Origin of the sequence: Sphingobacterium chuzhouense (genome assembly GCF_014692525.1) — a bacterium.
Classification (GTDB): domain Bacteria; phylum Bacteroidota; class Bacteroidia; order Sphingobacteriales; family Sphingobacteriaceae; genus Sphingobacterium; species Sphingobacterium chuzhouense.
The window spans coordinates 219,418-239,081 of sequence record NZ_JACNYL010000004.1 but is presented as its reverse complement, the minus strand read 5'-3'; the positions used below and the strand labels follow the sequence as shown (position 1 = coordinate 239,081).

The following is a 19,664-nucleotide window of genomic DNA, read 5'->3' as shown; positions in this document are numbered from 1 at the left end:
TACATAAATAAAACACTGTAAATGAACAAGATTCAAAAAAGGACAAAAATTGTTGCCACACTAGGTCCGGCCTCGTCGGATAAGACAATATTGACCAACATGATTGCAAAAGGTGTGGATGTTTGCCGTCTTAATTTCTCCCACGGCAGCCAAGACGACCACCTCAGAGTGATTAAAACCATCCAAGAAATTAATAACGAATACCCCTTTAACGTTGGAATTCTGGCGGACCTTCAAGGTCCTAAAATCCGTATCGGTAAAATGAAAGAAGGCGGTGCCATCTTAGTAAATGGTGCGGAAGTAGAGATTACTACGGAAGAACTCATAGGTGACGAAAATCGTATATATATCACTTATGAAAATTTCCCTAATGATGTTCAAGAGAATGAAATTATCCTATTGGATGATGGCAAGCTACAATTGAGAGTCATCAGCACGAACCACAAAGATACAGTAAAATGCCAAGTGGTACATGGTGGTGTATTGACTTCCCGCAAAGGTGTCAATCTTCCCAATACAAAAGTTTCTATACCGTCCCTTACAGAAGAGGATTTGGACAATCTCGACTTCGCTTTGGATAATGGGGCAGACTGGATCGCTATGTCCTTCGTACGTTCGGCGGACGATATTCACCAATGTAAGGAAATCATCAAGGCAAAAGGAAGCCATGCGCTAGTTATTGCTAAAATTGAGAAGCCGGAAGCCATTGATAATATTGATGCCATTATTGAAGCTACAGACGCGATTATGGTAGCCCGTGGAGATCTTGGTGTGGAGATGCCGATGGAAGTAGTACCCGGTTTACAGAAGATGATCGTACAAAAATGCCGTGATCTTTCGAAACCAGTTATTATCGCTACCCAAATGCTGGAAAGTATGATCACGACACCTCGTCCTACACGTGCTGAGGTAAACGACGTTGCCAATTCCGTACTTGACGGTGCCGATGCGGTAATGTTAAGCGGAGAGACTTCGGTCGGAGAGTTCCCGGAAATTGTTATCGAAACCATGGCGAAGGTAATTACACAGGTGGAACGCACATCTTATCCTTATTACAGCCATAAAGATAGCATTCATGCCAATACTACGAAGATACCAGATGCTATTTGCAGTTCCTCGATACATCTTGCAAAAAATACCAATGCATCAGCCATCGCCGTTATGACGTCTTCGGGATATACCGCGTTTGAGATTTCGAGCTATCGCCCGAATACTGACATATATGTATTTACAGGCAATAAAAAGCTGATAAACTTATTAAGTTTATTATGGGGCGTAAGAGTTTTCGTATATAGTAAATTTGAGAGTACGGATGGAACTATCCAAGATGTCAATGGCTTACTTAAAGAGCTTAATCTCGTATCTCCGGGACAGATCGTCATCAACACTGCTTCCACTCCATTACATCAAAAAGGAAAAACGAATACCATTCGGGTTTCGCAATTAAGCTAACAGCAATTCGTAACTCGTGATTCGGGGTTCGTGCTTATGATTCGTACTAATAACGACTCACAAGTACGAACCCCGATTTTGTATCAAAGCTATTACAAGTGTCAATTTAACATGATTTTACCCTTTTTCTTCTTTTCTTTGACTTACTAGCTTTAATTAATGAAAAGGAGTATACTTATTTTTCTGTGCATTATTAGCCATTATCTGTTTGCACAATCCATACAAGGGGTGGTTGTCGACCAAGCAGACCAAAAAGCATTGGAGAATGCGTCTATAGTTCTTTTGGACACGGATTCCATCATGCGGTATTTTACACGAGCTAACCCTAGCGGTAAATTTAGCTTGGAAAAAATAGAAAAAGGAGAATACTTATTATTAATTACCTATCCCAAATTCGAGATTTATAGCCAACCGTTAGAAATAAAAAACGACAATACTGATCTGAAAACAATCGGTATCAACTCACAATCCAATCTATTGGAAGAAGTTGTCATCAACCAGAAAATCCCCATTAAGATCAAAGGAGATACGATAGAATACGATGCAGGCAGCTTTGAAACGGAGAAGAACGCCAAATTAGAAGACCTGTTACGTAGGTTACCGGGCTTAACAGTATCTGCTTCCGGCGAAATTACCGCGCAAGGAAAAAGTGTATCCAAAGTTTTGATTGATGGAGAAGAATTTTTCGGATACGACCCTAAGATTGCTATTCGCAATGTCCGAGCTGATGCTGTAGATAAAGTCCAGGTATATGAACGAAAATCGGAAGAGGCTGAATTGACAGGTATAGACGATGGGGTAAGACATCAGACGGTTAACGTTGTGTTGAAAGAAGAGGCAAGACGCGGCATATTCGGAAATGCCAATGCGAGCATCGGTACGCAAGGGCTCTTCGACCTTAACGCATTCGCCGCAAAATTCAACAGATCGGAACGCCTCGCCATTACAGGCAACTGGAATAATATGGGGAACAACGGTGACGCCAGTCGAATCCGTATGAATAACCAAATCATCGGACGCCCAACGCATAAAAGTGCGGGCATGAACTACGAAAACAATTTTTTTGAAAAAAAGCTGCATTTAACTTCGAGCTATAATTTCACAAATAATGGTACGGCAAACGAATCCAACAGCTATAACAAACGTGTATTGAACGACAATCAAACACAGGAAACCACAAGAGAAGGAAGTTCGGAAAACGACAGTAAAAACCATGTCTTGCGTTCACAAATTCGTTATCGGATCGATTCTATAAGCAATTTAAACATACAATTAAACGGTGGCAAAGGACAACAAACCTCTTCTTCTAGCTCGTCCAGTAGCACCTTGCGAAACGAAAACGTAAAAGCTAACGAATTTGAAAGTCGGAATAATAGTGAAAGTGATAGTGAAAATCTTAATTTACGGGTAGACTATCGGAGGCGATTAAATAAAAATGGTCGGAGCTTAAACCTTCATCTAAATACACAAGTAGACAATTCTACATCTGCCAATCAGGTAGATGAACAAACAAATTTATATGATACATTCGGTGTTATCCAAGATACGGTGATTGTTGACCAAACACGTTTATCTGAAAATAAAAGCAATAATCTGGGTGCATCTATTAACATCAGCGAGCCGATAACGAAACAGCTAAATCTTACATTGGGCTACAACTTCAATACCTCTGCCCGAAATGCCCTCGTTAATGCATATGATAATAATCTCGATGCTATTAGCACTTTGGATAGTCTATATTCAAAAAATGAAACAAACAATTCGCATACCAACGGCATGAATGTCAACTTAAACTTCCACAGTAATAAGTTGAACGTAAACCTATCCAATCGGACAATGCACCGACATCAAGAGCTAACGGACAGTTACCGGGATATCGGACTTTCCAGAAACTTCTGGCAGAACAACTTGAATGCAAACGTGTCCTATCGAATCACGAATAATAAGAATCTTACGATAGGTTACCAAAACAATACCAATGTACCAAGTTTCTCTCAGTTACAACCGATACAGCCACCTACAAACGAGTTGTATCGACAGCTCGGAAACCCAGATTTGAAACGGGAAACAAACAATAATATAAACTTCAACTTTAATAAGTTTAGTTTGTTGAAAGCATCTTCCTTTAACATCAACGCGAATAGTGGTTTTACCAAAAATGCTATTGTTAACCGCTCTATTATTGACGATGAGGGAAGAACGACCACAACATTCGTCAACATTCAAGACCATATTAACTGGAACGGACGTGTTTACGCCAACTACACCCGCCCTATCTTAAACGGCAGCGTTCAGTTTGGCCCATTCACCTCTGTGCAGTTCAGCAACAATTATGGGTTTATCAATGGCGATCTCAATCGCAGCAATAACACCAATGCCAATGCAGGAATCAATGCAAATAAGCAGAACTCGAAAAATGTAGACTTTAACCTCAATTTAAGCCTCGGGGTGAACAATGAGGTAAATACTATTCAGAGACAGCTGAACAATACCGCATTCCGTTCTTCAGCAAATGCTGATCTAAAATATTTTCTTCCGTTTAAATTTAGCCTCACCCAAGTATTGTTTTATAGCTATACCGGTAAATCCAAGGTTTTCCCTGAGCCTATCCAACAATTCTACATGAATTTAGAACTTACGCGCAAACTACTGAAAGACGAATCGTTGTTGCTGAGTATTAAAGCTTTTGACGTATTTAATAGCTTTAACAATACCAACCGTTCTTTCAACAGCAACAGTTTTTCTGAAACGCAACAGGAAATGCTTACCCAATACTTTATGGTTGGTGTAAAATGGGACTTTAACAAGAATTTAGGAAAGAAAAGTGGAGATTAAAAGATGAAGAAACTGATTTTAGTGTATGTGATTTTCTGCAGCGTTTACTTCTTTGAAGCAGCAGCACAACACGCCTATTTCCCGCACAAAGGCATTATCAGCTTTGAAAAAGAAGTATACGTAAGGGCAAGGATGCGTGAAATGACTAATCGAGCTGAGGGAAGAAATCGTGGCATGATGATGCGATTCGGCGGCAATATAAATGATATTCCCGAGAAAAACTCGTCGATGTTCACGCTCCGGTTTGACGAAGACGAAACACTCATGGTTCGCGCCGAAGCAGAAGAACCGACTGAAAATACAGCGACGCCAGGTCGAGGCGGTGCAGGTAGAAGCGGTAATAGAAATATGAACCGAACTAGGTCAGCAAATAGTCGACAATCCACAAGACCAGGCGAACATAGAGTGTATTATCAAAATCTCCGTAACGGCACGAGTGAATTGGAACTGGATTTAGATGAAAAATACCTGTTGCAGGATTCATTACAGCAGATTACCTGGCGTTTTACCGATGAGTATCGAAATATAGCAGGATATGATTGTCGACGTGTTAATGGTGCTACGCCCGATTCATTGTATATCGTAGCTTTTTATACCGATCAAATCCCCATATCGGGAGGACCAGCGTTAATACATGGACTTCCAGGTATGATACTGGGGCTTGCCATTCCTGAAATGCATATCAATTACTGGGCACGTAAAGTAGATTTTGTAGTAGACAACGTGCCCAATCAATGGCGAGACAAAAAAAGTAAACCCATGACGATGAACGACTTTTTCGATGCATTAGGCAACAATCGATTTCTTGGTGGGGGAGGCAATGCTCAACAACAACGACGAAACTTATTGGAAAATTTGATTTATTGATTAACGTTACTTTATGCTTTCTTTTACTGTTTTAGATAGAGAGTTGTAAACCAGTGCATAGCTATCATCGATAAACGTCCTCAAACGCTCATCAGGAAGCTGTCTATTACAATAAACGGTATTCCAGTGCTTTTTATTCATATGATAACCAGGGATAACCGTATTGGGATAGTTCAGACGTAACTCAACAGCTACGTCAGGATCACATTTCACATTGAAACACAAAGATTCCACTTGATCCAACCCTACCAATAGGAACACCTTTCCTCCTACTTTAAATACTAAAGTATCTGGGCCAAAAGGCAATTCTTCTGTTACGCCCCGCTGAGCAAGACAATATTCCCGAATGTCTTCAATGTTCATTTCCTAGCATTTGGCAGTTCCCCAACCGCCCTTTTTGCAACGAGGACGGTTGACGCTATTAATCGCTAATACGCTAAACAATTAGCTTAATTGAGCAAGCAGCTCTTTTTGCAATTCTATTCCTTTGTCCTCGTTATACCATTTCTGTGTAAGCTCTTTGATTTCTTCGAAAGAACGTCCCTCTTCTTTCATCTGGATAAACAAGTCCTGCAATTTCTGTGGTCGGGGTCCCCATATCACCTTATCATGTCCTACATCGTTTCGGATAATAAGTTTAGGAATGGATTTACTTCCATTAGTAAGGTAGTCTTCGATAAGGAACGGATCTTTATCACGGAGTTGTATTTCGAAGTCAATATTTGGATTATTTTTTACGATCTGATAGAGTTGGGCTACCGAGTGAGCCGCATCTCCACACCAAGGCTCCGTGATCACAATCCAGTGCTGAGGTTCGGTCATGCTCGCTATTAAGTTTTTCATAGCATCGCTTGGTTCAAACCGTTTCAGCCACCGGTTCATTCTCGACCAATTTAGTTTCGTGTAATTTAAATATTCTTCATCCCCGTAGGGGTCGTATTCTTCCGGAGAAGCTAAAATTTGTTCAAAATAATCTAAGTATTCCTGAAAGGTCATGTTTATGTTATCTTACCAGACGAATTTACTAATTATTTCTGTAATTCGAAATTCATGTTCCTGATTCGTGACTGGTTACGGCTTACGAGTCAGGAATCATAGGCTACATAATGACAGTTTGACAGAACAACCTGAAAGAAAAACGACATAAAAGACATTTTTATGACGATTTTAACCTTGGCACAGCTGTTGATAAAGACATAGCATATCATTAAAAATAAAAGTTAATTACTAATTCGTAAATATTAAAAAACAAGATATGTCAAAAATTATTGGAATCGACTTAGGTACTACAAACTCATGTGTTGCCGTGATGGAGGGTAACGAGCCGGTAGTTATTGCAAACAATGAAGGGAAACGTACCACGCCTTCTATTGTTGCTTTTGTTGAAGGTGGTGAACGTAAAGTAGGCGATCCTGCAAAACGTCAAGCTATCACTAATCCTAACAAAACAGTTTATTCTATCAAGCGTTTCATGGGTTTATCGTATGATGAATCTATAAAAGAAGCGGAACAAGTACCTTATAAAGTAGTAAAAGGTGATAACAACACACCACGTGTTGAAATCGACGACCGCAAATATACACCACAAGAAATTTCGGCCATGATTCTTCAAAAAATGAAGAAAACGGCAGAAGATTTCTTAGGACAGGAAGTAAGCGAAGCAGTTATTACGGTACCTGCTTATTTTAACGATGCACAGCGTCAAGCTACCAAAGAGGCTGGTGAAATTGCTGGTCTTACCGTAAAACGTATTATCAACGAACCAACCGCAGCAGCATTGGCTTATGGTTTAGATAAAGCGCACAAAGACATGAAAATTGTCGTGTTCGACTGTGGTGGGGGTACACATGACGTTTCCGTACTAGAACTTGGCGATGGTGTGTTTGAAGTTAAATCAACAGATGGTGACACCCACTTAGGTGGTGATGACTTTGATAATGTTATTATCAAGTGGTTGGCAGAAGAATTCGCAAATGAAAACAATGGCTTCGATCTTAAAAAAGATGCCATGGCACTACAGCGTTTGAAAGAAGCTGCAGAGAAAGCTAAAATCGAATTGTCCAGCACGACTTCAACAGAAATCAACTTGCCTTACATCACTGCTGATGCAACAGGCCCTAAACACTTAGTACGTACACTTTCTCGTGCTAAATTCGAGTCTTTAGCTGCTGATTTAGTTCAACGCACGATCGAACCTTGTAAATCAGCCTTGAAAAACGCAGGTTACTCTACTTCCGATATTGATGAAATCATTTTGGTTGGAGGTTCCACCCGTATACCAGCTGTCGTAGATGCAGTAAAAAACTTCTTTGGCAAAGAACCGTCAAAAGGAGTAAACCCAGACGAAGTAGTAGCACTTGGAGCTGCCATTCAAGGCGGTGTATTAACGGGAGAAGTAAAAGATGTATTGTTGCTAGATGTTACGCCGCTTTCATTAGGTATCGAAACCATGGGTGGCGTAATGACCAAATTAATTGAAGCAAATACAACTATCCCGACCAAAAAATCAGAGGTATTCTCTACGGCATCGGATAACCAGCCATCTGTAGAAATTCACATTCTACAGGGAGAGCGTCCGATGGCATCACAAAACCGTACGATTGGACGTTTCCAGTTAACGGATATTCCGCCAGCACCTCGTGGCGTACCTCAAATCGAAGTAACATTTGATATTGATGCTAACGGTATTATTAAAGTATCGGCAAAAGACAAGGCTACAGGTAAAGAGCAAAATATCCGCATCGAAGCTTCTTCCGGATTATCTGAGGAAGAAATCCAAAAAATGAAGCAAGAAGCGGAAGCGAATGCTGAAGCAGATAAAAAAGTAAAAGAAGAAGCAGAAAAAATAAATACAGCTGATGCCTTAATCTTCTCAACAGAGAAACAGTTGAAAGAATATGGCGACAAGTTATCCGCAGATAAAAAAGGTGTTATCGAAGCAGGTTTAGAAAAATTGAAATCCGCTTATGCTGCGAAAAATTTCGCAGACATCGATGCAGCTTCTGCAGAGCTTCAAAACGCTTGGAATGCAGCTTCGGAAGAAATGTACGCTGCCTCACAACAAGGAGGGGCGCAACAGCCGCCGCAAGGCGACGCCGGTCAAGCACAGGATAACAATAAACAAGGCGGTGACGACGTACAGGACGTAGAGTTTGAAGAAGTGAAATAGTTTTGTTTGTTAATAATACAATAAAAAGCCCCGATGGATTTTCTATCGGGGCTTTTTTTGTAAAGCAGCTATTATCTTAAATCCCTATAGTGCCTTAGAATCCCTTTATCAAATACTGTCCAAATACCAGCGGGTAGATTCGCTTTTTTGAGCATTTTGTTTGTCCACGTATTACATGAAAAAAACAAGTGATAGGCTCCCTTGGCTTCATAAAAGGCATCATGCTGACCGTATTGTGCTGCTGTTTCTATATACACTGGATTGCCCGACAAGTCTTGATCCAAACTTTCCAAAATATAATTCTTAATAATGTTATACTGATTTTCATCAATCATCACCTTGTAACACCTATCATTTTCTAGCACACGATAATAATAGGTAATGTGCAATGCCGTCTCCCCCATTCCTAGCACAGCGACCAGCGCAGTGGATAATTTTAAATCCTTCCATTCGGGAGTATTCAAATAAAAGCCTTTATCCCCCCAACCTATTCCTATATAATGTTGATTAGGGTTCCGAGCCCGTGTGTTTTCAAAAGGAAAGACAGCGGACCAATCTATAATTTCGTTCTTAACAGGCAAAACGATATCCGTATGCACACCATTGGACATCACATATATGGCAATGTCTTTAGGTTGTTCTTGATCTCGCCTTTTGGTTGTATACCCAGGAATTCTCGACAGAATCGCTTCAACAAGAAAATAAAGCACAACAAAGGCTATGACTCCTAAAATAATCTTAGCTAAAACTTTTGCGGTACTCTTAATGAATGTCATATATCAAAACAAAAAAGGTCGATTTTTCAATCAACCTTTCAAAAAAATTCAAGATTCTAAAACAATTTTTCCGGATATACCCCCTCCTTGACCAGGTTGGAAATAGACTTCTGGACAATGGGCTTATCCTCTTTGTATGTCACTCCGAACCACTTGGAAGAAGTCGGGATGACCCGAAAGCTAGCCATGTTGTTCTTTACCATATAATCTGGGACAGAAGGAATAAAAAATTCCGACTTCGGATTATCACCGTTCTCCTCCACAAATTTAGAAAACATGCTTTGAGCTACTTCAAAAATTCGTGGTGTAAAGCCCCAGAAGTTCATTGATACCCTGGTGTTCGGATCTAAATCATGCTGTTTTCCCTCTTCTTCATAAACAATTTTCTTTTTTCCGGCATCGTCTGTAATATAATAGATATTTGTACGCTCCGTTACCGAAACCATATTCCCCTCTCCGTCTACATCACATACCCCTCGGGAAACATACCCGTAATCTGACATCGTATTACCAACCTTAAACCCCATAAGAGCCATTTTTTCATCTGTAACTTCATCACGCAGGAAAGCCGCCATTTTTTCAAAAGCATCCTTGCCATAGAAATCATCCGCATTAATCACACAAAAAGGCTCATTGATATGGTCTTTCGCACTCATAACAGCATGTGCAGTTCCCCAAGGCTTTGTGCGTTCGATTACCCTATCGACACCAAATTTCGTCAAGTCAAAACTTTGAAAAGCATAATCTACCTCGATCTTACCATTTAATTTTTCGTCGAAGACCTCACGCATCTTTTCCAAAAATTCTTCTCGAATGATAAATACTACTTTCCCAAAGCCGGCACGAATAGCATCGTATATCGAATAGTCAATGATAGTTTCTCCATGTGGGCCGAACCCATCAATCTGCTTTAACGATCCGTATCTACTCGCCATTCCTGCGGCTAGAATTAACAATGTTGGTTTACTCATTATCTATTTTATTATTAATCAATTACAAAAAATCAGGTGTGACAAAGATAGAAATTTATTCTATCTATTTCTTTCTAAACATGGCATTTAAGATGCCATTTGCCAGTTTTCCCAAAAGCTTTGCACCCTCTCGGGCTAATGTACGAGAAGCCTGTGTTTTCGCCGCTTCCATCGGCGTCTGTCTAGAACTTCGTCTACCTATACTACGACTTGTTGATTTCTGCGTCTCTTTCTTTGCTTTTTCCTGCTCCTCCTTAGCCTCAAAGACCGCGATCTTTTCATCCACAATTTCCGCTGCGCTTCTTCTCTCTAGACGCTCTTGATATTTGCTATAAAATTCTGAACCTGCTGTGATTCGGTCATAAGTTTCTGGTTGGCAAGGCCCCATAATTGCCCTTGCCGGCACCAAGTGTGTAGCCACCACTTCCGTGGGAATACCTTTTTCGTTAAGTACCGTAATTAACGCTTGCCCCGTTCCTAATGAAGTCAAGACCTTGTCGATTTCATAGAAGGGAGAATAAGGATATGTCTTTACCGTTTTACGTAGGTTATCCGCATCATTGGGTGTAAAAGCCCGCAGCGCATGCTGCACACGGTTACCCAATTGCCCTAAGACAGACGCCGGAATATCAGTTGCTGCTTGTGTACAGAAAAATACACCTATCCCTTTCGAACGGATTAAACGTATTATCTGCTCAACTTGTGTGAGAAATGCTTTTGAAGCACCATTAAATAATAAGTGTGCCTCGTCAAAGAAAAAAATCAGCTTTGGCTTGTCTAAATCACCTACTTCCGGCAGTTTCTTGAACAATTGCGCTAAAAGACTTAACAGAAAGGTAGAAAACACCAACGGTTGATCTTGAATATCCGAAATATTCAACAACGTAATCACACCACGACCATCTATCCTGTTAAATAAATCCTGGATATCAAATTCCTTTTCTCCAAAAATATGCGCTATACCTTGTTGTTCTACCGCCACAATTTTCCGTAAAATAGTACCAGAAGTTGCTGTACTTATTTTTCCGTAAATATCTTTTATATCTTCTGCTCCCGGACCATCTGCCAAGTAAGTAAGCAGTTTCTTTACATCATTTAAGTCAATCAGTTCCCACTGTTGATCTTCTGCATATTTAAATATGGCAGATAATACACCTGTTTGTGTATCGTTCAAATCCAATATTCTTGCTAACAAAATAGGTCCAAAATCTTGTACCGTAATCCGCATAGGCGCTCCCAGCTTCCCACTAAGAGAGAATATTTCTAAAGGAAAATGCGCGGGTTCGAACGGAATTCCTACAAGCTTTCCTCGCTCTATGAGTGCATCATTTGTTTTTCCTGGTTCCGCCAGTCCGGACAAATCACCTTTAACATCGAGCATAAAAACAGGTACGCCTTTATCTGATAGTTGCTCTGCAATCAATTGTAGTGTGCGGGTTTTCCCTGTACCGGTCGCACCGGCAATGAGTCCATGACGATTCATAATTTTCAGCGCCAGGTTCACCTTAGCGTCTGCAATAACTTCATCACCCAATATACCAGAGCCTAATTGGATATATTCTCCCTTGGGATTATAGGATGCCGTGATTTTTTTGATAAATTCTATACTGGACGCCATACATGATTAATTAAGTTCCCCTAAAGCAACAAAAATGCCACATATTTGTAACAATTTCAATTAAATAGGGAAAGATATGGATAATTAATAAAAAATTAACATTAATTGATTGCTTTCCCTATTTTTTCCAAAGAAAAAATCGTATTTTTGGAAAGTACAAAATAAAAGAGCGTGATAACGAAGACAACACGAGTTTTAGCAGCGAAATTATGTTTTGCCATCTTTATGACAAAGATGTTAATTTCGGCTACACCTATGTTTGTGAATGTCCTAGATCAAGGGACCATTCTACAAGTTGTTCTTCAATTAGAAATTGAGAATACAGCAAAAGGAAGCAACGCTTCTGAAGATTTACATGAAGCTGGTGCGAAACTCTTTACAACTACTTCTGATTATCTATCATTTTGCCCGGTTATCGAAAACTTGGGTAAAGAGAAGCGATATCTAAAAAACGAAAGTCTTTTTAGCGTGTTCCATCCATCCGTTCCTCCCCCGCCTCCTAACAGTTAATCCTTATCTTCATTATTTCTTTGATTGAGGCTTTCTACAACCTCAATAGAGTTTTCATTGAAACAATTTCATAAAAGCAATGAAGCTACATGAGCTGATCTATCCATGCCTTTTGTGTACGGTAAATTCATGCAGGTTTAATTGATTTTGATTTATTAGATAGATAACGGATAAAAATTTAAAATTTTATGTCAGGAACTCGTTTGTCTGCTTTTCTTAAATTATCGAAAAGAGACTTAAAATATGACTTCCCAGCTAGTATTGTGGTGTTCCTTGTAGCGCTACCACTATGTCTGGGTATAGCAATGGCATCCGGCGCACCCTTGTTTGCCGGACTATTAACAGGAATTATAGGTGGATTAGTCGTTGCATCCATTAGCAAATCTCCGCTCAGCGTGAGTGGGCCTGCCGCTGGCTTAACGGTGATCGTATTAGGTGCTATAGAACAATTAGGTGCGTATGAAACTTTTCTGCTCGCCGTTGTCATCGCCGGTGTTGTACAGCTCATCTTGGGCATCATCAAAGCCGGTATGATTGGGAACTATTTTCCTTCCGCTGTAATTTTGGGTATGTTAGCCGCCATCGGTATCACCATTATACTTAAACAAATACCACTGGCTTTTGGGTTATCAGAAGAACATGCTTTCGAACTCGATGCCGGAGGCGGTATCGCTGCAGTTCAAAACACGGTTTTATCCGGTATCAATTGGGGGGCGACTACGATCTGCTTATTGTCTCTTGCCATCCTTATTTACTGGCCAAAAATCAAAGGTATTAACAAAGTGCCTGCACCATTGGTCGTTGTTTTACTAGGAGTTGGATTAGCTTCTGTTTTCCAAGGCTCTACCATGCAGCTCAATGCGGATCACTTTGTCGTCATTCCCATCGTGAGCTCTTTTCAAGAATTCACACAATTGTTCATTTTTCCAGATTTCGCTCAAATCTTGAATAAAGATGTATGGATAGTGGCTTTTACAATTGCTATCATTGCTAGTTTGGAGACATTGCTTAGTATTGAAGCTGTTGATAAAATGGATCCCTTTAAACGCATTACCCCAACCAACCGAGAACTGGTTGCGCAAGGTGTTGGCAATATGGCTAGTGGTTTTCTAGGTGGGCTTCCGATGACATCCGTTATCGTACGTTCTTCTGCAAACACACAAGCTGGCGGGCGGACGCGGCAATCAGCTATGTTACATGGCCTCTGGCTTTTGGTCGCTCTTTTGGCGATTCCCGCTCTTATTAATTTGATTCCATTGTCATGTTTGGCTGCCATCCTACTCCATACAGGTTATAAATTAGCTAACCCGAGCCTGTTTAAAAGAATGTTACGCAAAGGATTGGATCAATTTATTCCCTTCTTTGCAACTATCGTAGCAGTGGTATTTACAGACCTGTTAATGGGGGTCGGAATAGGGATCGTTGTAGCGCTATTCTATATTATCCGCGCAAATATGCAAAATGCTTTCAAAATGGAAATCAATGAGGAGAACGGTGAAAAAAAGGTTACTATGACACTTGCAGAAGAAGTATCTTTTCTAAACAAAGTGCCCATCCAACAGAAACTCTATAGCTTACCGAAAGGGGTGCAAGCTATTCGAATTGATGGCAGATACAGCAAATTCATCGACAAAGATGTTATTGAGGTTTTGAAAGATTTTCAAACGAATGCCGTTAGTAAAGGAATCGATATCGAATTGGATGCTGTCACCTACAAAAAGAACGGCGTAGCACCTATAATCCAGCCGAAAAAACAAATAAAGGTATAGTACCTTTTATGTCGCTAGCAACAGTGACAAAAGGAAAAAATAAAGATTTAATAATAATATTCACAATAATGTACTAAATTGGCTGGGTTTCAATTCAGCCACTAATAACATCACAAGAAATAACAATTGTAATTATGGGAAATAAAGAACTAGAACTAGGTTTTCAAAAAATATTAGAAGGTAACAAGTCTTGGGTAGAGTTTGTTAAAAATGATACATCCGGACGGTTTCAGCAGCTGGCAAAAGGACAAAGCCCGGAGATTCTCTGGATTGGTTGTGCGGATAGCCGTGTTCCAGCAAATGAGATAGTAGGCTCCAGACCTGGTGAAGTGTTCGTACACCGCAACATCGCTAACATGTGCGTGCATTCCGATATGAGTATGTTATCGGTACTCGATTACGCTGTAAACGTCTTAAAGGTAAAACATATTGTCGTGGCGGGACATTATGGTTGTGGAGGTGTTGCCGCGTCATTAAGCCGCCAACAATTCGGTGTAATAGACAACTGGCTATGCCATATCAAAGACGTTTATCGTCTGCATGCTACCGAAATCGACAGCATTACAGATCATGAGGAAAAAGTAAACCGTCTTATTGAACTCAATGTAAAAGAACAAGTATTTAATCTATGCACAACCTCCATCGTACAAAATGCATGGAAAAATAATCAAGATTTAGCGGTACACGGTATGGTCATCGATATTGCTACTGGTAAACTTATCGATTTGGATAACACGTTTACAGGTAACGAGACCTTGGGAAAAGTGTTTGCTTTCAAATAATAAGCACCAATATAACTCAAGTTTAAGATTATTAGAAGAGACGTCTATATAGGCGTCTCTTTTGGTATATTATGATTTTTACAATGAAACTAATCCGGGCTCATTATAAAATTTTAATTTCGTAAAATTTTACTTAACAACAATGAACTGGAATAAATCATTATTATTAGCGGCAGCCTTATTCACATTTTCGGCTTCTGTACACGTTAACGCTCAGGATAATCTTATCAATGCGTTAAAGCACAATGTCAGCGACAACAGCAAAGAGGGTTTCCGATTCACGGAAGTGATCAATTTAGGAAATACGTCTATCAAAGATCAAGGATCTTCCGGCACCTGCTGGTCGTATTCAGGCAACTCTTTCCTAGAATCAGAAATGATCAGAATGGGCAAACAACCTGTAGAGATTTCTTCTATCTATACAGCGCGCAATACCTATATCGAAAAAGCCAAAAATTTCGTCCGTTTACATGGGGAGCAGGCACAAGGAGATGGTGGCCAGTTACATGATGTGTTAACCATCTTCCGTAAATACGGTGCTGTTCCGCAAACAGTGTACACTGGACTACAAGAGGGACAAAAACGCAATAATTTTGGAGAGATGAGCCCTATACTTCAAGGGATAACGGAGACCGTGGCAAAAAGTAAAAAGCCAAGTAAGACTTGGGTAACCGCTTTTACCGCCGCAATGGACGCTTATTTAGGTGAGGTACCTGAATCTTTCCAGTATGAAGGAAAGACGTACACCCCTCGGACATTTGCAGACGAAGTGATCGGCATAAATCCGGATGATTATATCGGTATTTCATCATTCGAAGAACATCCATATTATAAGCCATTTGTTTTGCTTATTCCCGACAACTGGTCTTTTGAAAGTTTCTACAATGTACAAATAGACGATATGACCGATATCATTGACAACGCGCTTCAGAATGGATATACGGTAGCTTGGGCGACAGATGTGTCTGAGAAAAGTTTTAGCTGGAAAAACGGCGTAGCGTATGTTCCCGAGAAACCAATAGAACAGATGAATCCTGAAGAACTAGAAAGCATGTTTAATGGCCCGAAAGCAGAAGCTACAATTACCCCTGCCCAACGCCAAGAGGCTTTCGATAACTATACAACTACCGATGATCACGGGATGCACATCGTGGGAACTGTTAAAGATCAAAATGGTAAAGAATACTATATCGTGAAAAACTCCTGGGGAGAATCGAATGATTACAAAGGATATATGTATGCGACTAAAGAATATGTGCGATACAAAACAATTTCCATCCTGTTACATAAAAAAGCGTTGACCAAAAATATGCAATCTCAATTGGGTATCTAAAAAACGAGGGGCGTTAAGAATAACGCCCCTTCTTTTTTTATTTTATTTCCTTATAACCTACCCCCATATTCTGGAGCATAAATGCCCACTTATCCGTTTGCTCAGCGATAACCATCGCTGTCGATTTTCCCGCTCCGTGCCCCGCTTTTGTATCGATGCGGATTAAAACGGGATTATCTCCATTATGGTATTCTTGCAAACGGGCAGCAAACTTAAACGAATGAGCGGGCACTACCCGATCATCATGGTCTGCCGTTGTCACCATAGTAGCTGGATAAGCCGTCCCAGGCTTCAATGCATGATAAGGTGAATAAGCGTGTAGATATTCAAACATTTCTTTACTATCGTCAGCTGTACCGTAGTCAAACGCCCAACCTGCGCCGGCGGTAAATTTATGATAGCGTAACATATCCAGCACACCAACCGCAGGAAAAGCTACTTTAAAAAGCTCGGGGCGTTGTGTCATGCTCGCTCCAACCAATAGTCCTCCGTTAGAACCGCCCGCAATAGCTAATTTTTCCGGAGAAGTATACTTCTGGTCAACTAGATATTCTGCTGCCGCGATAAAATCGTCAAATACGTTTTGCTTGTTCATTTGCGTACCGGAAAGATGCCAACGTTCACCGTACTCCCCTCCTCCACGAAGGTTCGCTACAGCATATATACCACCTTGTTCGAGCAAGATAATATTACTGGTAGAAAAGGACGGGGTTAAGCTTATATTGAACCCGCCATAGCCATACAGCATCGTCGGGTTTGTACCATCAAGCTGGAGACCCTTTTTATATGTAATGATCATCGGTATCTTCGTCCCATCCTTAGAAGGATAGAACACCTGCTTCGATTCATATTGTGAAGGATCGAAATTGATAGCCGATTCCTGATAAACTTCCGACTTTCCAGATGCAATATCATATTTGTAGATCGTAACCGGATTTACGTAATTTGTGAAAGAATAATATAAATCTTTATCTTCCAGCTTCGCATCAAATCCACCTGCAGAACCTATGCCAGGGAGTTCGATTTCTCTTTCTAGCTTCCCATTTCGGTCGTATTGCTTTACAAGCGAAGCTGCATCTTTCAGGTAATTAGCAAATATTTTACCCCCCCCTACCGTAGGTGCCAGTGCCTCGTCAGTTTCAGCAATCAATGTTTGCCAGTTTTCGGATTGCGGTTTAGCAGCATCAACCGTTACTACCCGTCCATTTGGTGCGTCCAGCTCCGTATAGAGGAATAATTTAGAACCCTCATTATCTATGATCTCATGGTTTTTATCCATGTCACCTACCACTGTTACGAATCCAGCATCAGGGGAAGAAAGATCTTTTATATATAGTTCGTTTCCTGAGGTGGCATTCGCTGCCGACACAATTAAATAACGTTCATCTTCCGTTAATCCCGCTCCAATGTAACGACGTGGCATTGTTGGTCCGCCGAATACCAATTCATCCGCTGTCTGCGGTGTATTTAGCTTATGGAAATATAGCTTATGCTGGTCTGTCATAGCGGATAATGCCGATCCCTCTTTCGGCTTGTCGTAACTGCTATAATAAATACCTTCATTACCTTTCCAAGCCAGTCCAGAGAACTTAACATCCATCAGCGTATCCCCGACAACAGATTTGTCTTCTGCTTTCAACACGACAACCTTTCTCCAGTCAGATCCACCTTCCGAAATCTGATAAGCGACCAAGGAACCATCCTTAGAGAAGGATACGCCCGCCAATGAGCTCGTCCCATCTTCTGAAAACTTATTAGGATCTAAAAAAACCTCCTCTTTTCCATCTTCACCTTTTTTACGCCAGAGTACATATTGGTTCTGGAGCCCGTCATTCTTATAGAAATAGATATAATCCCCCTCTTTAATTGGCGCGCCCACTTTCTCATAATTCCACAAACTTTCCAAACGCTTATGAATAGCTTCACGGAACGGAATCTGTCCCAAATAATCTTGTGTTACTTCATTTTGAGCAGTTACCCATTGTTTGGTTTCAGCGGATAGGTCGTCTTCAAGCCAGCGATAGGGGTCTTCGACAACTGTTCCAAAATAATCATCTTTTTGATCAATTTTTTCTGTTTTTGGATAAGGTTTTAGCACGATGTCATCTTTTGATTCAATAACTTGCTCCTGGTTGCAGGCTGTAAAACCCAATGCCAGCAGCATAATTCCTACATTTTTATTCATAACCAATTTTTTAAACCAAGCGCAAGTTAGGATTTTTTGATTAGTTTTGGCATCATGTCCAGCAGAGATAAAATATATTTTGCTTCCGATTTTCATTTGGGTGTCGCACCCAAAGATACTTCGCTGGAGCGGCAACTGGTTTCTTGGTTAGAGCATATCAAGCACGATGCAAAAGCCCTCTTCTTGGTGGGTGATATTTTTGACTTCTGGTTTGAATATAGTACCGTGGTTCCTAAAGGATTCATCCGCTTTCTAGGAAAATTAGCAGAATTGGCAGACCTTGGCGTGGAAATCACACTCTTTAAAGGCAACCACGACATGTGGATGTTCGGTTATCTCAAAGAACAATTAAATGCCAATATTGTCGACAATGAAATGATATTGAATATGGATGGCAAGAGATTTTATATACATCATGGTGATGGACTTGGCCCAGGAGACGCAAAGTACAAATTTCTGAAAGCCTTTTTTCGAAGTAAGGTCTGTCAGTGGCTCTTTGCGAGATTACATCCGAACTTAGGTATTGGTATCGCACAACGATGGTCTCGACACAGCCGTGCGGCAAATCTGGATGAAGAACGTTTCTTAGGAGAAGACCGGGAGTGGCTCATTCAATATGCTAAAAAGTTGCTGCAGCAAGAGCATTTCGATTATTTTATCTTTGGACATCGTCATCTTGCCTATGATATCAAACTTCGTGAAAACAGCCGTATTGTTAACCTCGGGGAGTGGATGCATGCTTGCACCTATGCTGTATGGAACGGCGAACAACTGGAACTGAAGAAATGGACGCCTTGACGATTATTCAACGTATCGCTCCACTCAAACTGCAGGATCTACAAATGTTATTCGGACTTTTTGAAGAAGTAAGGTTTGATAAACAACAGAACATCATACAGGCTGGTAAGAACTCCCATTATCTGTACTTTCTGAAGACGGGCTCTTGCAGGGTATTTTATCATAAAGAGGAACGCGAAGTCATTTTGGATTTTGCCTTTCCGGGTGACGTCCTGATATCTTTAAACAGCTACGTACATGGCAAACCAGGCTATGAAACGATACAATCCCTCGAACCGGTAACAGCATATCGTATAAATACAGCTCAATTGCAGTCTCTCTTTGCCAATACCCTAGGTATAGCTAATTGGGGTCGAAAACTTGCCGAAGTAGAAACATTAAAAATTGAGTATAGACTGATGTCAAAACTGTTTAAAACGGCGACTGAAAGCTATCAAGAACTGCTGGATCGCGCTCCGGAAATAGTTAATCAAATTAAATTGGGTTTTATCGCTTCCTATTTAGGTATATCACAGGTTACATTAAGTAGAATCCGTGGTAAGCGATGATTTTTTCATTGTAAATAAAAAAGGTATCTCTATTATACAATAAAGATACCT

Annotated in this window: 16 protein-coding genes; 10 read left to right on the top strand and 6 right to left on the bottom strand. The window is 40.5% G+C overall.

All coding sequences use genetic code 11. The features are described from left to right. The first annotated feature begins 21 nt into the window (after positions 1–21). The 3 genes from pyk to H8B21_RS17225 all read left to right on the top strand — a co-directional run bounded on the left by pyk (position 22) and on the right by H8B21_RS17225 (position 5,154). Entirely contained in the window at positions 22–1,452 is a 1,431-nt protein-coding gene (gene pyk / locus H8B21_RS17235) for a pyruvate kinase (RefSeq protein WP_190315107.1), read from the top strand. 159 nt (positions 1,453–1,611) lie between these two features. Continuing rightward, positions 1,612–4,287 carry an outer membrane beta-barrel protein gene (locus H8B21_RS17230; RefSeq protein WP_190315106.1) on the top strand — a complete coding sequence of 892 codons (2,676 nt, stop codon included), beginning with the start codon at positions 1,612–1,614 and terminating at the stop codon, positions 4,285–4,287. Between the two features lie 3 nt (positions 4,288–4,290). Next, positions 4,291–5,154 carry a GLPGLI family protein gene (locus H8B21_RS17225; RefSeq protein WP_190315105.1) on the top strand — a complete coding sequence of 288 codons (864 nt, stop codon included), beginning with the start codon at positions 4,291–4,293 and terminating at the stop codon, positions 5,152–5,154. A 6-nt stretch (positions 5,155–5,160) separates the two neighbouring features. Here H8B21_RS17225 and H8B21_RS17220 read toward each other — a convergent pair whose 3' ends face one another. Both H8B21_RS17220 and H8B21_RS17215 read right to left on the bottom strand, forming a co-directional pair. Beyond that, positions 5,161–5,517: an MmcQ/YjbR family DNA-binding protein gene (locus tag H8B21_RS17220; protein WP_190315104.1), complete on the bottom strand. Its 357-nt coding sequence runs from the start codon at positions 5,515–5,517 to the stop codon at positions 5,161–5,163. 81 nt (positions 5,518–5,598) lie between these two features. After that, positions 5,599–6,150 carry a thioredoxin family protein gene (locus tag H8B21_RS17215; RefSeq protein WP_190315103.1) on the bottom strand — a complete coding sequence of 184 codons (552 nt, stop codon included), beginning with the start codon at positions 6,148–6,150 and terminating at the stop codon, positions 5,599–5,601. 259 nt (positions 6,151–6,409) lie between these two features. On the opposite strand from H8B21_RS17215, the gene dnaK reads away from it, so the two are divergent. Beyond that, entirely contained in the window at positions 6,410–8,323 is a 1,914-nt protein-coding gene (dnaK, locus tag H8B21_RS17210; RefSeq protein ID WP_190315102.1) for a molecular chaperone DnaK, read from the top strand. 71 nt (positions 8,324–8,394) lie between these two features. Here the strand turns inward: dnaK and H8B21_RS17205 are convergent, their stop codons facing one another. The 3 genes from H8B21_RS17205 to H8B21_RS17195 all read right to left on the bottom strand — a co-directional run bounded on the left by H8B21_RS17205 (position 8,395) and on the right by H8B21_RS17195 (position 11,688). Next, a complete protein-coding gene (locus H8B21_RS17205; RefSeq protein ID WP_190315101.1) occupies positions 8,395–9,099 on the bottom strand; it encodes a TIGR02117 family protein in 705 nt (234 codons plus the stop codon). A 56-nt stretch (positions 9,100–9,155) separates the two neighbouring features. Then, a complete protein-coding gene (locus H8B21_RS17200) occupies positions 9,156–10,070 on the bottom strand; it encodes a sugar phosphate nucleotidyltransferase (protein ID WP_190315100.1) in 915 nt (304 codons plus the stop codon). 64 nt (positions 10,071–10,134) lie between these two features. After that, positions 10,135–11,688, bottom strand: coding sequence for a helicase HerA-like domain-containing protein (locus H8B21_RS17195; protein WP_190315099.1), 1,554 nt, complete (start codon positions 11,686–11,688; stop codon positions 10,135–10,137). A 171-nt stretch (positions 11,689–11,859) separates the two neighbouring features. Here H8B21_RS17195 and H8B21_RS17190 point away from each other — a divergent pair, with 171 nt between their 5' ends. The 4 genes from H8B21_RS17190 (at position 11,860) to H8B21_RS17175 (ending at position 16,082) form a co-directional block, all read left to right on the top strand. Then, positions 11,860–12,198: a hypothetical protein gene (locus H8B21_RS17190; RefSeq protein WP_317170409.1), complete on the top strand. Its 339-nt coding sequence runs from the start codon at positions 11,860–11,862 to the stop codon at positions 12,196–12,198. 188 nt (positions 12,199–12,386) lie between these two features. After that, entirely contained in the window at positions 12,387–13,967 is a 1,581-nt protein-coding gene (locus H8B21_RS17185; protein ID WP_190315098.1) for a SulP family inorganic anion transporter, read from the top strand. 134 nt (positions 13,968–14,101) lie between these two features. Further along, entirely contained in the window at positions 14,102–14,749 is a 648-nt protein-coding gene (locus H8B21_RS17180) for a carbonic anhydrase (protein ID WP_190315097.1), read from the top strand. A gap of 142 nt (positions 14,750–14,891) precedes the next feature. After that, positions 14,892–16,082: a C1 family peptidase gene (locus H8B21_RS17175; RefSeq protein WP_190315096.1), complete on the top strand. Its 1,191-nt coding sequence runs from the start codon at positions 14,892–14,894 to the stop codon at positions 16,080–16,082. A 37-nt stretch (positions 16,083–16,119) separates the two neighbouring features. On the opposite strand, the gene H8B21_RS17170 is transcribed toward H8B21_RS17175, so the two are convergent. Beyond that, positions 16,120–18,267: a prolyl oligopeptidase family serine peptidase gene (locus H8B21_RS17170; protein WP_190315095.1), complete on the bottom strand. Its 2,148-nt coding sequence runs from the start codon at positions 18,265–18,267 to the stop codon at positions 16,120–16,122. A 54-nt stretch (positions 18,268–18,321) separates the two neighbouring features. Here H8B21_RS17170 and H8B21_RS17165 point away from each other — a divergent pair, with 54 nt between their 5' ends. Both H8B21_RS17165 and H8B21_RS17160 read left to right on the top strand, forming a co-directional pair. Further along, on the top strand, positions 18,322–19,065 hold the full coding sequence (locus H8B21_RS17165; RefSeq protein WP_190315094.1) for a UDP-2,3-diacylglucosamine diphosphatase: 744 nt from the start codon (positions 18,322–18,324) through the stop codon (positions 19,063–19,065). Beyond that, positions 19,023–19,613, top strand: coding sequence for a Crp/Fnr family transcriptional regulator (locus H8B21_RS17160; protein ID WP_190315093.1), 591 nt, complete (start codon positions 19,023–19,025; stop codon positions 19,611–19,613). The genes H8B21_RS17165 and H8B21_RS17160 overlap by 43 nt, the downstream gene beginning before the upstream one ends. Positions 19,614–19,664 lie beyond the last annotated feature (51 nt).